Origin of the sequence: Planotetraspora kaengkrachanensis, from assembly GCF_016862895.1 — a bacterium.
In the GTDB taxonomy this organism is placed as follows: Bacteria; Actinomycetota; Actinomycetes; order Streptosporangiales; family Streptosporangiaceae; genus Planotetraspora; species Planotetraspora kaengkrachanensis.
Genome location: NZ_BONV01000025.1, coordinates 154,853 through 168,421 on the forward strand (window position 1 = coordinate 154,853; position 13,569 = coordinate 168,421).

At 72.3% G+C, this 13,569-nt stretch carries 14 protein-coding genes; 8 read left to right on the forward strand and 6 right to left on the reverse strand.

Translation table 11 applies throughout. The annotated features are described in order from the left end of the window. The first annotated feature begins 83 nt into the window (after positions 1–83). Genes Pka01_RS24895 through Pka01_RS24905 form a run of 3 tightly spaced genes read left to right on the forward strand, consistent with a single transcriptional unit; the run spans position 84 to position 2,820 of the window. Complete coding sequence (locus Pka01_RS24895; protein WP_203885279.1) at positions 84–857, forward strand: class I SAM-dependent methyltransferase; 774 nt, start codon at positions 84–86, stop codon at positions 855–857. 47 nt (positions 858–904) lie between these two features. Continuing rightward, a complete protein-coding gene (locus Pka01_RS24900; RefSeq protein ID WP_203885280.1) occupies positions 905–2,017 on the forward strand; it encodes an acetate/propionate family kinase in 1,113 nt (370 codons plus the stop codon). Between the two features lie 11 nt (positions 2,018–2,028). Next, on the forward strand, positions 2,029–2,820 hold the full coding sequence (locus tag Pka01_RS24905) for a PhzF family phenazine biosynthesis protein (protein WP_203885281.1): 792 nt from the start codon (positions 2,029–2,031) through the stop codon (positions 2,818–2,820). Positions 2,821–2,926: 106 nt separating this feature from the next. Here the strand turns inward: Pka01_RS24905 and Pka01_RS24910 are convergent, their stop codons facing one another. Continuing rightward, the gene (locus tag Pka01_RS24910) at positions 2,927–4,075 is read right to left on the reverse strand and encodes a carboxymuconolactone decarboxylase family protein (RefSeq protein ID WP_203885282.1); all 1,149 of its coding nucleotides are present in this window, start codon (positions 4,073–4,075) and stop codon (positions 2,927–2,929) included. A 250-nt stretch (positions 4,076–4,325) separates the two neighbouring features. Here Pka01_RS24910 and Pka01_RS24915 point away from each other — a divergent pair, with 250 nt between their 5' ends. Next, complete coding sequence (locus tag Pka01_RS24915; RefSeq protein WP_203885283.1) at positions 4,326–5,621, forward strand: sensor histidine kinase; 1,296 nt, start codon at positions 4,326–4,328, stop codon at positions 5,619–5,621. Continuing rightward, positions 5,618–6,301, forward strand: a complete 684-nt coding sequence (locus Pka01_RS24920; protein ID WP_239115274.1) for a response regulator — start codon at positions 5,618–5,620, stop codon at positions 6,299–6,301. The genes Pka01_RS24915 and Pka01_RS24920 overlap by 4 nt, the downstream gene beginning before the upstream one ends. Here Pka01_RS24920 and Pka01_RS24925 read toward each other — a convergent pair. The 3 genes from Pka01_RS24925 to Pka01_RS24935 all read right to left on the reverse strand — a co-directional run bounded on the left by Pka01_RS24925 (position 6,279) and on the right by Pka01_RS24935 (position 9,794). Then, positions 6,279–7,457, reverse strand: coding sequence for an allantoate amidohydrolase (locus Pka01_RS24925; RefSeq protein ID WP_203885326.1), 1,179 nt, complete (start codon positions 7,455–7,457; stop codon positions 6,279–6,281). The two genes, Pka01_RS24920 and Pka01_RS24925, sit on opposite strands and share 23 nt — an antisense overlap. Before the next feature lie 47 nt (positions 7,458–7,504). Beyond that, a complete protein-coding gene (gene hutU, locus Pka01_RS24930; RefSeq protein ID WP_203885284.1) occupies positions 7,505–9,169 on the reverse strand; it encodes a urocanate hydratase in 1,665 nt (554 codons plus the stop codon). Between the two features lie 73 nt (positions 9,170–9,242). Continuing rightward, positions 9,243–9,794 (reverse strand): RNA polymerase sigma factor, encoded by a 552-nt coding sequence (locus Pka01_RS24935; protein ID WP_239115275.1) that lies wholly within the window; start codon positions 9,792–9,794, stop codon positions 9,243–9,245. A 151-nt stretch (positions 9,795–9,945) separates the two neighbouring features. Here Pka01_RS24935 and Pka01_RS24940 point away from each other — a divergent pair, with 151 nt between their 5' ends. The 3 genes from Pka01_RS24940 (at position 9,946) to ybiA (ending at position 12,882) form a co-directional block, all read left to right on the forward strand. After that, positions 9,946–11,463 (forward strand): protein kinase domain-containing protein, encoded by a 1,518-nt coding sequence (locus Pka01_RS24940; protein ID WP_203885285.1) that lies wholly within the window; start codon positions 9,946–9,948, stop codon positions 11,461–11,463. A gap of 89 nt (positions 11,464–11,552) precedes the next feature. Further along, on the forward strand, positions 11,553–12,266 hold the full coding sequence (locus Pka01_RS24945; protein ID WP_203885286.1) for a DUF4232 domain-containing protein: 714 nt from the start codon (positions 11,553–11,555) through the stop codon (positions 12,264–12,266). 85 nt (positions 12,267–12,351) lie between these two features. Then, positions 12,352–12,882 carry a riboflavin biosynthesis intermediates N-glycosidase gene (gene ybiA, locus Pka01_RS24950; protein ID WP_203885329.1) on the forward strand — a complete coding sequence of 177 codons (531 nt, stop codon included), beginning with the start codon at positions 12,352–12,354 and terminating at the stop codon, positions 12,880–12,882. 3 nt (positions 12,883–12,885) lie between these two features. Here the strand turns inward: ybiA and Pka01_RS24955 are convergent, their stop codons facing one another. Both Pka01_RS24955 and Pka01_RS24960 read right to left on the reverse strand, forming a co-directional pair. Then, complete coding sequence (locus Pka01_RS24955; RefSeq protein WP_203885287.1) at positions 12,886–13,134, reverse strand: hypothetical protein; 249 nt, start codon at positions 13,132–13,134, stop codon at positions 12,886–12,888. Then, the gene (locus Pka01_RS24960) at positions 13,135–13,503 is read right to left on the reverse strand and encodes a DUF6247 family protein (protein WP_203885288.1); all 369 of its coding nucleotides are present in this window, start codon (positions 13,501–13,503) and stop codon (positions 13,135–13,137) included. Positions 13,504–13,569 lie beyond the last annotated feature (66 nt).

Consider the following 13,569-nt stretch of genomic DNA (forward strand, 5'->3'; position numbering starts at 1 on the left):
TTGAAGTTCACTTGACCAGTTACCAATTCTCCGTCTAAGTTGTGACTGCCAAAAGCATATAAGACAGTTACAAGGAGAACGGCATGCCGACCTTCGACGTGGCACGTGAGTGGATCGACCGCTGGGACCGCCAGCAGGAGGGTTACCTTCCCGACCGGGAGGAGAGGTTCACCGCGCTGATCGACGCGGTCGAGGTGGGGGCCGGGCGGCCCGACCCGCTGGTGATCGACCTCGGCTGCGGCCCCGGCTCCCTGTCGGCCCGGCTGCTCCACCGCCTTCCCCGTGCCACCGTCGTCGCCGTGGACACCGACCCGCTGCTGCTCTCGCTCGGCCGGGCACGGTACGGCGACGTCGCCGGGTTGCGTTTCGCCGACCTCGACCTGCGGACGCCGGGATGGTCGGCGGGCCTCGGGCTCGACCGCCCCGCGGACGCCGCCGTGAGCACGACGGCGCTGCACTGGCTGCCGGAACACCACCTGCGCGCGGCGTACAGGGAACTCGGCGGCGTCCTGCGGCCCGGCGGCCTGTTCCTCAACGGCGACCACCTCGGCGTCGGCGACACTACGCCCGGCATCGGCGGGCTCGAGGTCGCGGTGCACCGGATGGAGGAGCGGCGGCGCTTCGCGGAGGGACGCCCGGAGGACTGGCGGCAGTGGTGGGACGCGATCGCCGCCGATCCCGCGCTGGCGGACGTCAACGCCGTCCGCGACAGCCGCACCTCCGCGTCGAACCACGACGGGACGGAGACGGGGCACCTGTCCACCCACGTGAACGCGCTGCGGGACGCGGGCTTCGGCGAGATCGGCACATTGTGGCAGCGCGGCGACGACCGCCTGCTGTGCGCGATCCGGTCCTGACCCGTTCCCGGCCGTTTGCGGCCGGGCACCGAGGGGAGACGGCAGCTATGACTGCGGTGGTCCTCACGGTCAACGCGGGCTCCTCGAGCCTGCGCCTGCATCTGATCCGCGACGGCCGGGTCCTGCGCGTCGAACACAGCGAGCACAGCCCCGACCCCGCACAGGCGGAGCGCACGATCACGGAGTTCCTCGGCCGCACGGACGATCACGAAGGCGGCTGGGTGACCGTGGGGGTCGTCGGGCACCGGCTCGTGCACGGCGGCGACGCCGTGGTCGCCCCGACCGTCGTCGACGACGGCGTGCTGCGGGCGGTGCGCGGCTTCGCCGACCTGGCGCCGTTGCACGTGCCGCCCGCGCTGGCCCTTGTCGACGCGGCCAGGCGCGCGCTCCCGTCGGTGCCGCACGTGTTGTGCCCGGACACGGCGTTCCACGCGAACCTTCCTGTCGCGGCGGCGACGTACCCCCTCCCCGCCGAGTGGCGCCGGCGGTACGGCCTGCGCAGGTTCGGCTTCCACGGGCTCTCCTACGCCCACGCCACCAGGAGGGCGGCCGACCTGCTCGGCCGTCCGGCCGGGGAACTGCACCTGGTGGCCGCCCATCTCGGCGGAGGGTCGTCGGTGTGCGCGGTCCGGGAGGGACGCAGTGTGGACACCTCCATGGGCTTCACGCCGCTGGAGGGCGTCCCGATGAGCAAACGGTCGGGCAGCGTCGACCCGGGCATGCTGCTGTGGCTTCTGTCGGACTCGCGGCTTTCGCTCGACGAGCTCAGCGACGGGCTGGAGCACGCGTCCGGGTTGCTCGGACTGTCCGACGGGCTCTCGGGTGACACCCGCGAACTGGTCGCCTCCCCCGAGCCGGCCGCCGCGCTGGCGCTGGAGGTGTTCGCCCACCGGGTGGCACGGGAGATCGCCGCAGCCGCGACCGGCCTGGACCGGCTCGACGCCCTGGTCTTCACCGGTGAGATCGGCTGGGACCAGCCCGAGGTGCGCGACGACGTGTGCCGCAGGCTGGCGCTGCTCGGGCTCGAGCCTCCGGTCCGCGGGAACCTCGAGGCCGACGGGTTCGTCAGCGCGCCGGGCGCACGTGTGCCCGTCGTGGTGGTGGAGACCCGCGAGGAACTGCAGGTCGCACGGGAGGCCCTGGCCGCCGTCAACTCGTAGAATCCGCAGACATGCGCCTTTTCACCGTTGATTCGTTCAGCGACCGGCCCTTCCACGGCAATCCCGCCGGTGTGTGCCTCCTCGACGCCCCGGTGCCGGACGAGTGGATGCAGGCCGTCGCCGCCGAGATGCGCCACTCCGAGACGGCCTTCGTCCTCGACCAGGACGGCGGGCCCCGCTCGCTGCGCTGGTTCACGCCCGCGGTCGAGGTCGAGCTGTGCGGGCACGCCACCCTCGCGACGGCGCACGTCCTGTACTCCCTCGGCGCCTCGGGACGCCTGGAGTTCTCCACGCTGAGCGGCGTCCTGACCACCGACCGGGGCGGGGACGGCCTCATCACCATGGACTTCCCCGCCTCGCGGGCGGAGCAGGCCGCGGCTCCCGAGGGCCTGCTGGAGTCACTCGGCGTGAAGCCCGTCTGGGTCGGCCGCAGCCGGTTCGACTTCCTGGTGGAGGTCGAGGACGCCGACACCGTGCGGTCGCTGGCCCCGGACCTCGACCGGCTGAGCACGGTCGAGACCCGGGGGGTCATGGTGACGGCCCCCTCCGACCACGCGGGCGCCGACTTCGTTTCCCGCTTCTTCGGTCCCGGCGTGGGGGTCCCGGAGGACCCGGTCACGGGATCCGCGCACTGCGTTCTCTCGCCGTACTGGTCGGAGCGGCTCGGGCGCGACACCCTCGTCGGCGAGCAGTTGTCCGAGCGGGGCGGAACCGTGCGGACCACCCTGCGCGGTGACCGGGTCGAGCTGGCCGGCCACGCGGTGACCATCTGGTCCGGCCACCTCACCACCCCCTCGCCGTGATCATGCACGGATTCGGCGGCGCTCCCACCGGCCTGCGCGAACACCACGCGTGATCATGCACAGGTTCGGCGATCACGGCGCCGACCTGGCCGGTCGCCCTTCGTGATCATGCACGGGCCGCCGTGCTCAGCCCCGCCTCGATGTGGTTCACCGCCGTGATCGCGCCGTAGGCCAGCAGCCGCACCAGGTCGGCGTCCCCGTCCGGAGTGGCGGTCCGGGTGACGGACCGCCACGCGGCCACGTCCGCGTCGGCGATCCGGTACGGCGCGACCGCGGCGAGCAGGGCCAGCCGGGCGGCGGGACGGTCGGCCTCGGGCAGGTGGGCCGTCTGCCCGGACGGCCATCCGCCCGCGAGCGGCGGATGCGCGCCGTCCCACTCCTTGACCTGGGTCTCGACGACCTGCCGGGCCTCGGCGCTGAGAAGCGCCCCGCCTCTCCCCGCGGCCGCGCGCAGGGCGGCGAGCGCGGCGGCGATCGCCGTACCGCTCGATGAGCCCGCCGTCCATGCCGGTGCCGGGCCGCCCCAGAGGCTGGAGCCGTCCGCGGCGGCCGAGCCGTCCCACGCACCCGAACCGTCCGGCAGGCCGGAGCCGTCGGACGGACCCGGACCCATCGGTATGCGGAGCAGCGGCATCCGGAGCAGCGGCAGGCTCCGGCCCCGCTCCTGGCGCCGCCGCGTCGTGCGGGCCACGGCACGCCCGCCTGCGCGCCGCACTACGCGCCACCGCTGGACGCCACCGGGAAGCAGGTCATCGGTCAGGAGTGCCGACACCATGCGGTTGATGAAGTGGAAGGTCAGCGCGGTCCCGATGTGCTCGGCCGCGAGGCCGGCGGGGAAGGGGGGCTCCTCATGGAGGGCCTCGTGGGGCGTGCGCGTGGCCATGCCCCAGGCGAGCAACCGCGCGTGCCGCGGGTCGGCGGGCGTTCCGCCCCGCGCGACCGTCTCCGCGAGCTCGTGGGCGCCGGTCGCGTGCAGCAGCATCGTGTGCGCGTCGACGCAGAAGGGGCATCGGTTGGCCAGCGACACCGCGACGGCGACGACCTCCTTGTCCGTCCTGGAGGCGTCACCGGCGACCAGCGACTCGCGCAGCATGGCCCAGGTCGCCGCCAGCAGATCGGGCGCCGGCGACAGTGTCATGAACAGCGGCATCCGGGCGAGGCCGAAGTCATCGGCGAGCTGGCGGTAGACCTCGCCGACCTGGCCGGTCGCCGTCTCTGTCGATGTCGGGGTGACGTAGCGGAACGGTGTGGGCATTCGAGGTGCCTCCGATGCTGTGGTGCGGCGCGCGTCGGACTACGGTTCGCCCGCGGCGTGGCGGCGACGGCGACGCGCCCTGTCCTGATCGATGCTGGTCGCCGGGCCGTCTTATGTCGTCGTACGGGGGGAGGCCGTGGATGTCACTCCCCCACGGTCTCCGGCGGGAGGACGTACTCCACGGGAAGTAGCTCCGGATCGGTCCCGTGGGGGGAGGACCGAGGCCCCGGAAGCGGATTATCGTGCCACCATGGACGGTGATCACGGATTGCGTGCCCTTGCCCCGGACATCGGGCTCGCCGTCGGCGTGGGGGCGCTGCTGGCGGTCGGCGGCGTGATCATTCCCTCGCCGACGGCCACCGCGCCGGGGCCGCTCGGGTATGCCGCCATCGTCGTGGGAGCCGCAGGCCTCGCCTTCTGCCGCCGTGCTCCGCTCGCGGCTCTCGCCGTCACCACGGTCGGCATGCTCACCTATCTCGTGCAGTGGGGAGCGACCACGTCGGCAGCCTTCCCGGTGCTGGTCACAGTGTGCTTCGCCGCGATGGCCGGCCACCGCGTGCCGGCCGTCGTCGCCAGCGTGATCCACCTGGCAGGCAGTCTGGCGGTCGCGCTGTCGGCCACCCCGGCGCCGGGAGTGGCGCCGCCGCTGCCCCGCGACATCGCCGACCGGACGGGCCTGCTCCTCGGCTGGTTCGTGGCCGCCAACGTGATCGGCGTGGTCTCCCGGCACCGCCGGGCGTACCTGCAGCAGGTGGAGCAGCGGGCGATCGAGGCCGAGCGGACGCGCGAGGAGACCGCGCTGCGCCGGGCCGGGGAGGAACGCCTCCGGATAGCCCGCGAACTGCACGACTCGCTCACCCACAGCATCTCCATCATCAAGGTCCAGTCGGGCGTGGCCGTACACCTCGCGCGCAAGCGCGGCGAGGACGTGCCCGACGCGCTGGTCGCCATCCAGGAGGCCAGCGGCGAGGCGATGCGCGAACTACGCGCGACGCTCGAGGTGCTGCGCGTCCCAGGCGACGAGACCGCGGGGGGCGGGGTGGACCGGCTCCCCGATCTGACCGAGCGCACCCGGGCGACCGGGGTGCCCACCGACCTCGAGGTCACCGGGACCCCTCGCCCGTTGCCCGCCGACGTCGACCGCGCGGTCTACCGCATCGTCCAGGAGTCCCTCACCAACATCGCCCGTCACGCGGGCCCGGCGACGGCCCGCGTCCACGTGCTCTATTCGCCGGACGCGCTGACCGTCCAGATCGACGACGACGGAAGTGCGCAGCCGGGCGACGCCCCCACGCCCGGCTTCGGGCTGACCGGCATGCGCGAACGGGTCGCCGCGCTCGGCGGGACGCTCAAGGCGGAGCCCCGCGCGGAGGGAGGCTTCACCGTCCGCGCGGAGATCCCGCTGAACGGAACACGGACCGGCGTGGAGCCCTCCGGCGCGCCGACTCCCGTCGCAGGACTCGCCGGCCTTGCCGGCGCGCAACGCTTCGGCCGGGAACGCGACGGCACGCGCCCGGAGGCGCCGCTGGCGGAGGGGACGGCGTGAACCACGTGGACCGCGCGATCCGCGTGCTGCTCGTGGACGACCAGGCGCTCATCCGGGCCGGGTTCCGCGCGCTTCTGGACGCCGAGGACGACATCGAGGTGGTCGGCGAGGCCCGCGACGGCCGACAGGGCGTGGCGATGGCGCAGGAGCACCTGCCGGACGTCGCCCTGGTGGACGTCCAGATGCCCGGGATGGACGGCATCGAGACCACCCGCAGAATCGCCGCCGACCCCCGTCTGGAAGGCGTGCACGTGGTGATCCTCACCAACTACGGCCTGGACGAGTACGTCTTCCAGGCTCTGCGCGCGGGAGCGAGCGGGTTCCTGCTCAAGGACACCGAGCCCGCTGAGTTGCTGCGAGCGGTCCGGGTCGCCGCACTCGGCGAGGCGCTCCTGTCCCCCTCCGTCACGCGGACGCTCATCAGCGAGTACGTCTCACGCCCACCGGACGACATCCGGCCGTCGACCCTGGAGGTCCTCACCAGGCGCGAGCGCGAGGTCGTGGCGCTGGTCGCCCGCGGGCTCACCAACGACGACATCGCCGGGCGCATGGTGATCAGCCCGTACACCGCCAAGACCCACGTCAGCAGGGCCATGATCAAGCTCGGGGCGCGCGACCGGGCGCAGCTCGTCGTCTTCGCCTACGAGTCCGGCCTGGTCACCGCGCGGGACCCGGGCTGACGGGGTCCGCAAGCAGGTCCTCGAGTACGCGGGCGAGGGCGGCGACTCCGGCCAGGCAGTCGGGCCGCTCGGCGTGCTCCTCCGGCGAGTGCGAGACACCCGTCGGATTGCGCACGAACAGCATGGCCGTGGGAACGGCTGAGGCGAGGATGCCCGCGTCGTGACCCGCGCCCGTGGGCAGGACGGGAACTCCGCCGAGCAGCCCCGCCAGGCGGTCGCGGAGCGGGCCGTCGAAGTCCACCACCGGCGTGTACGACTCGCGGACGACCTCCGCCCCCGACGCACGGGTGATCTCCGCAACGAGCGCCTCGAGGACGGCGGGGTCGGCGGCCCTGGAATCCAGCCACGCGGTGACCCGCGACGGGATGGCGTTGGTGCCGTTGGGCTCTACCGCGACCTTCCCGAAGGTGGCGAGCGCGCCTGCGCTCAGCGCCCGTTCCCGTGCGTCCAGGACGGCGGCGGCGAAGGCCGGCATCGGGTCGCGGCGATCCTCCATGCGCGTCGTGCCCGCGTGGTTGGCCTGCCCGTGGAAGTCGAACCGCCAGCGTCCGTGCGGCCAGATCGCCGAGGCGACCCCGATCGGGGCGTCGCCGAGGTTCCTGCCCTGCTCCACGTGGAGCTCCACGAAGGCCGCGATCTTCGACAGCCTTTCCTCGTCGCGCCCGAGCGCCGAGGGGTCGCGGCCCGCCTTCTCCATGGCGGCCGCCAGACTCATCCCGCCGTCGTCGGTGAGGGCGCGCGCCCGGTCCGCGTCGAGGACGCCGGTCATGAGCCGCGAACCGACGCACGCGACGCCGAATCTGGCGCCCTCCTCGTCGCCGAAGTTGACGATCCCGAGCGGACGCGATCCGGCCGCGCCGGTCTCACGGAGGAGGTCGAGCGCGGCGAAGGCCGACACCACGCCGAGGGGGCCGTCGAAGGCTCCCCCGTCCGGCACCGAGTCGAGATGCGAGCCCGTGACGATCGCCCCGCCGGCGGCCGGGTCCGCCGACCAGGCCCACTGGTTGCCGTTCCCGTCGACCTCGTAGGCGAGCCCCCGGGCTCGCGCCTGCTCCTCGAACCAGGCGCGGCACTCGGCGTCCGCGGCCGTCCACGCGTGACGGCGGTAGCCGCCGCTCCGGCTGTGCCGTCCCACCGGGAGCAGCTCCGCCCACATGCGGGCGAAGCCCTCCTCGGCCTGTGCGGCGGCCCGCTCCGGGTCGATCACTCGCCCTCGCTCATCGGGATCCGCACGCCGCGCTCGCCGGCGACCTCGGTCGCGCGGTCGTAGCCGGCGTCCACGTGCCGGATGACGCCCATCCCCGGGTCGTTGGTCAGGACCCGCCTGATCTTCTCCCCGGCGAGAGCCGTACCGTCGGCGACCGTGACCTGGCCCGCGTGGATGGACCGGCCGATGCCGACGCCGCCGCCGTGGTGGATGGACACCCACGACGCGCCCGACGCGACGTTGACCATCGCGTTGAGCAGCGGCCAGTCGGCGATCGCGTCGGAGCCGTCGAGCATGGCCTCGGTCTCCCGGTACGGCGAGGCCACGCTGCCGGCGTCGAGATGGTCGCGGCCGATCACGATGGGCGCCTGGAGCTCACCCGAGGCGACCATGTCGTTGAACCGTTCGCCGGCCCGGTCACGCTCGCCGTACCCCAGCCAGCAGATCCGCGCGGGAAGCCCCTGGAAGGCGACCCGCTCGCCCGCCATCCGGATCCAGCGGGCCAGCGCCTCGTTCTCGGGGAAGAGCTCAAGGATCGCCCGGTCGGTCTTCGCGATGTCCGCCGGCTCTCCCGACAGGGCGGCCCAGCGGAACGGGCCCTTGCCCTCGCAGAACAGCGGCCGGATGTAGGCGGGCACGAAACCGGGGAAGTCGAAGGCCCTGCCGTACCCCGCGAGCTGGGCCTCACCGCGGATCGAGTTGCCGTAGTCGAAGACCTCGGCCCCCGCGTCCTGGAAGCCGACCATGGCCTCGACATGCCTGGCCATCGACGCGCGGGCCCGTTCAGTGAAGCCCTCGGGGTCCTTGGCCGCCTCGGCGGCCATGTCCTCGAACGCCACCCCGACAGGCAGGTAGCTCAGCGGGTCGTGCGCCGACGTCTGGTCGGTCACGATGTCGATCTCCGCGCCCCGGGCGAGCAGCTCGGGTACGGCATCCGCCGCGTTGGCCTCGACCCCGATCGACAAGGGGCGGCGCGCGTCCCGCGCCTCGTAGGCCAGGCGCAGGGCCTCGTCGAGGTTCTCCGCCCGGACGTCGAGGTAGCGGTGCTCGATCCGCCGGTCGATCGAACGCGGATCGCAGTCGACGCAGATCGCCACGCCGCCGTTCATCGTGACCGCGAGCGGCTGGGCGCCGCCCATGCCGCCGAGCCCGGCGGTGAGCGTGATCGTGCCGGCCAGCGACCCGCCGAACCTCTTGGCGGCCACGGCCGCGAAGGTCTCGTAGGTGCCCTGGAGGATGCCCTGCGTGCCGATGTAGATCCACGACCCCGCGGTCATCTGGCCGTACATGGTCAGGCCGAGCTGCTCGAGCCGCCTGAACTCGGGCCAGGTCGCCCAGTCGCCGACCAGGTTGGAGTTCGCGAGGAGCACCCGCGGCGCCCACTCGTGGGTGGTCATCACGCCCACGGGACGGCCGGACTGCACGAGGAGCGTCTCGTCGGCGCGCAGCGTGCCGAGGGTCCGGACGATCGCGTCGAACGACCGCCAGTCACGGGCGGCCCTGCCGGTCCCCCCGTAGACGACGAGCTTGTCCGGATGCTCGGCGACCTCGGGATCGAGGTTGTTCATCAACATCCGCAGGGCGGCCTCCTGCTGCCATCCCCGGGTGTTCAGCGACGTGCCCCGCGGTGCCCGTACCGGGCGCGGACCGCTCTGCTCCATCTTCACGACCTCCTCGACGGCCGTCGGCCGCGGCCGACACGTTCGTTCCTATCCAAGCATCAGCGGAGCGGCTTCAGACGCCCTCGGCCAGCCATTCCTGCACCTGCCTGCGCGCGTGGTGCACCCGGGACTTCACGGTGCCCAGCGGGATCTCCAGCCGCTCGACGATCTCGGAATACTCCAACTCGCCGATGTCGCGGTAGACCAGCGGGGCCACCAGGTGCGGGCTCACCCGCTCGAGCCGTTCGAGTGCCTCCAGCAGGTCGAGCCGTGAGCCGGCGATCACGCTGGTCGTGCGCGGGTCGGGACGGAGGTTCTCCTCGTCGGTGATGTGCTCCTCCTCGGCCCGTCTCTTCAGCTCCCGGTACTTCTGGCGCGAGCAGTTCGCGATCACGGTGTACAGCCAGGTGGAGAACTTGCTGCGCCCCTCGAAAGTGTGGATCTTGCGCGCCACCTGGAGCAGCACGTCCTGCGCGGCCTCCTCCGCGTCCTCCCGGTACGGCAGGAAGCGGGCACAGCGCCGTACGACGTCGGGCTGGATGCGCCGGAGTAGAAGATCGAGAGACTCGGGGTCCCCCGCGGCGGCCTGCGCGGCGAGGGGGTCGATCTCCGATGCGGGCGGCACGGGGGCGGCTCCTTCTGTGACTCCTGCGACGACTTCTGCGACGACTTCTGCGACGTCGTTCACCCGTTCGGACGGCTCTCCCGGCGGTCCCGCCGCCGGTAACCGGGTGGCTCGTCGGGGGTGGGCGGACGACCCGGGCATGATATACGGCATGCCCCCTCCCCTGCAGATAGGCCGTTACCGGCTCGAACGACGTCTGGGCTCCGGCGCGTTCGCCACCGTGTGGCTGGCCCACGACGATCTGCTGGAAGCGCCGGTGGCGGTCAAGGTCATGGCGGAGAACTGGGCGTACCGGATGGACATCCGGGAGCGGTTCCTCTCCGAGGCCCGGCTGCTGCGCCGGGCCTCGTCCAGCAGCGTGGTGCAGGTCTTCGACATCGGCCAGCTTCCCGACGAGCGGCCCTACTTCGTGATGGAGCACGCGGACCGCGGCACACTCGAGGACCGGCTGTCCCACGGCCCGATGCCCGTGGCGGAGGCGGTGCGGCTGGCGGCGGAGACCGCTCACGGGGTGGCCGCACTCCACGAGGCGGGGATCCTGCACCGGGACATCAAGCCGTCGAACGTGCTGATCACGAGCGCGGCGGGCGGCCGCGAACGGGTGCTGGTGGCCGATCTCGGCCTCGCCAAGAGCCTCGCACACGCCTCGGGCCTCACCATGGCCGCCGGGTCGGCGGGTTACATGGCGCCCGAACAGGCGGAGCCGACCGCGGGCATCGACGAACGGGCCGACGTGTACGGCCTGGGAGCACTCGCCTACCACCTGGTCACGGGGAGCGTCCCCGGTTCCCCGGGAAAGGTCGTCCCCGCCGGTGACCTGCGCCCCGACCTGCCGGAAGGCGTACGGCGCGCCATCCAGCGGGCCATGGAGCCCGACAGGGAGGACCGATGGCCGACCGCGGCGAGCTTCGCCGCGGAGCTCGAGAAGGGGCTCGACAAGGCGCACGACAAGGCGCACGACAAGGGGCTCAGCGAGCCGGTGAGCGCGCCCGCCGACGAGCCGGGCCGCGCCCCCGGCGACAGCCTTAGCGACGGGCGGTCCCAAGGGCGGTCCGACGAACGGCAGACGGAACAGCCGGATGATCCTCCGGCCGGGTCGCCGAGACGGCGTGCACGCCGGACTCCGCTGGTCGCCGCGCTCACCGCCGCCGTGCTGGTGCTCGCCGGGTCGGGTGTCGCCGCCTACCTGATCTCCTCCCGGTCGGCGCCGGACGTGGTGGAGGTGAGCGACGCCACCAAGCGGATCAGGGTGCAGGTTCCCGCGGCGTGGGGCCGCCAGGTGGTCACCGCGGGCTGGAATCCGGGGAGCCTGGGCCTGACGAACGCACACGAGCCCGGCCTCGCCGTGGCGAATGATCTGAGCGGCTGGCCGGACCTGAATTCCCAGGTCGACGGCGTGTTCGTCGGTCTCACCGACCAGTCCGCCCTGCCCGGGCGAGTGAACATGATCACCCACGACGGCTGCAGGTACGACAGCGACCGGGCGTACGACGGGGGCGGGTGGAAAGGTGAGATCCGGCGCTGGGTCGGCTGCGCGTCCGGCAGCCTCGAAGAGATCCACCTGACGCGGGCGGGCGGGGGCACGACCCAGGTGTACGTGCAGATCCGCCAGCAGGGCGACACGGATGCGACCGACCGGATTCTGCGCACCCTCGAGGTCGAGGACTGACGCGGTGATCGGCGAGAACTTTTCCCGCCCACGTGCCCATCTCACCCGGTGAAGAAGAGTTCGCACAGGACCCAGGAAATGAGGAAGACGTGGCTGACCATCGGGAAACACGCGTCCGTCGGCGTGTGGGGTCGATGCTCCCGAGCGCGGGCGTGCCGCGAGCCCTGTTGTACACGGTGACGGCGGCCGCCTCCATCGCCGTTCTGGCCGGCTGCACGAGCGTCATCAACACCCCGGGCGCGCAGAGCCCGCAGACTCTCCCGGGGACGGCCCAGCCCGTGGACGTGGATCCCACAGACGACGCCCCCGCCACGCCGGAGACACCGTCCACACCCGAGCAGCCCTCCACGCCGAGCGCCGACCCGTCTCGGCCGCCGAAGCCGGGGATCGGCGCCTGCGCAACGGACCAACTCAAGATCACCATGAAGGCGCCGGACGCGGGCGCCGGGTCGGTGAACGTCGCGCTGATCTTCACCAACGCCTCCAAGCTCCCCTGCACCCTCAGCGGCTACCCCGGCGTCTCGTACGTCGCGGAGAAGGGGGTCCAGTCGGGCAACGCCGCAGGGCGCAGCGGTGAGCGCGCGACCACCGTGACGCTCAAGCCCGGCGGCGCGGCGGTCGCACTGCTGCGCGACAGCAACGGAGCGGGCGGGTACGACCCCAAGGAGTGCATGCTCGCCCCCGCCCTGGGCCTGCGGATCTACCCGCCGAACCAGAAGGTCGCGGCGTTCCTCTCCTGGAAGACCTCGCACTGCACCGGCAAGACCATCAACTCCCTGACGGTCGGGCCCGTCGTGGGCTGAAATCGGTTGGTCTCCCGCGACGGGACCTGGCAGTGTGACGAGGGTGTCGAAGATCGTGAGACTCCCCCGTTCCGTCGATGAGGCGATGGCCGCCGAGCGGGCCGGCGAGAGGCTGCGTTACGTGTTCTTCTGGGGACACCGGCCCGCTCCCGGCGCAAGCGCCGGAGCCGGGTGCCTCAGCCAGTGGTGGTCCGCCGACTTCACCGAGGACGGGCACGTCTTCCGGTCGGCCGAGCACTACATGATGGCCCACAAGGCCTGGCTGTTCGGCGACGACGAGACGGCGTCCGCGATCCTCGCGGCGGACCATCCGGCCGAGGCGCAGAAGCTGGGCCGTACGGTCCGCGGGTTCGACGACGCGACGTGGGCCGCGCACCGGTTCGGGATCGTGACGCGGGGCAACATCGCCAAGTTCGGCCAGCACGCCGAGCTGGGCACGTTCCTGCTCGGCACGCGCAGCCGGGTCCTGGTGGAGGCCAGCCCGCGCGACCGGATCTGGGGCATCGGGCTCGGCGCGGGAAACGAGCTGGCGGCCTCCCCCGCCACCTGGCGGGGCCTGAACCTGCTCGGCTTCGCCCTGATGGACGCCCGGGACGCCCTCGAGCCCCCGACCTGACAATCAGCCAAGCCAGTCGATTCTGATGATGTGGACCAAGCGCTGCTCGTCCAGGATGAGAGAGACGGCCGATCCGAGCCCGCCGAACATGTAGGTGAGGATGTTGGCCTTCGGATTGTCGGGATTGAGTGGGCGGCCGCCCCAAGGGTCCGTCTCCAGAACGGCGCGCAGTTCCAGGAACGTATTGATCGCCGTCACCGGTAGGGCCTCGGCCTGCTGCTGAGCAACAGGATCGAGGTCAACGGAGTACACCTACTCTCCCGCCTCGGTCCTGCGGCGCAGACGTGCTTCGAACGCGTCGTCCCAGGGAACCCCGCCGACTGGCTCGCCGCCCTCCGCTCGACGCTGGAGATCCTCAGCCTGCTCAACCATGTTCGCGTAGGCGACCGGATCCGCCTTCAGCACAGCCTGCCGCCACCAGGACTCCACACAGTCATGGAGCGGAGTCAGATCCAGTTCGTCTCCGGCCCTTCGAAGAGCCTCGCGGTACTCCCGGTCGAACGCGTCCAGATCTTCCGCGGGCAGGGCGGCACGAATGGCACGGGGGCTGCGATCGTCACGAAGCGACGCACGGATCCGTGCGGGTGAGCGCCTGTGGTGTTCATGGGGTTGTGCCGTCATGACCGACTCCTCTCCCTCGGCTTGAGGATACCGAGGCCGGCTCTCACGACGCGGGCAACGAAAGCC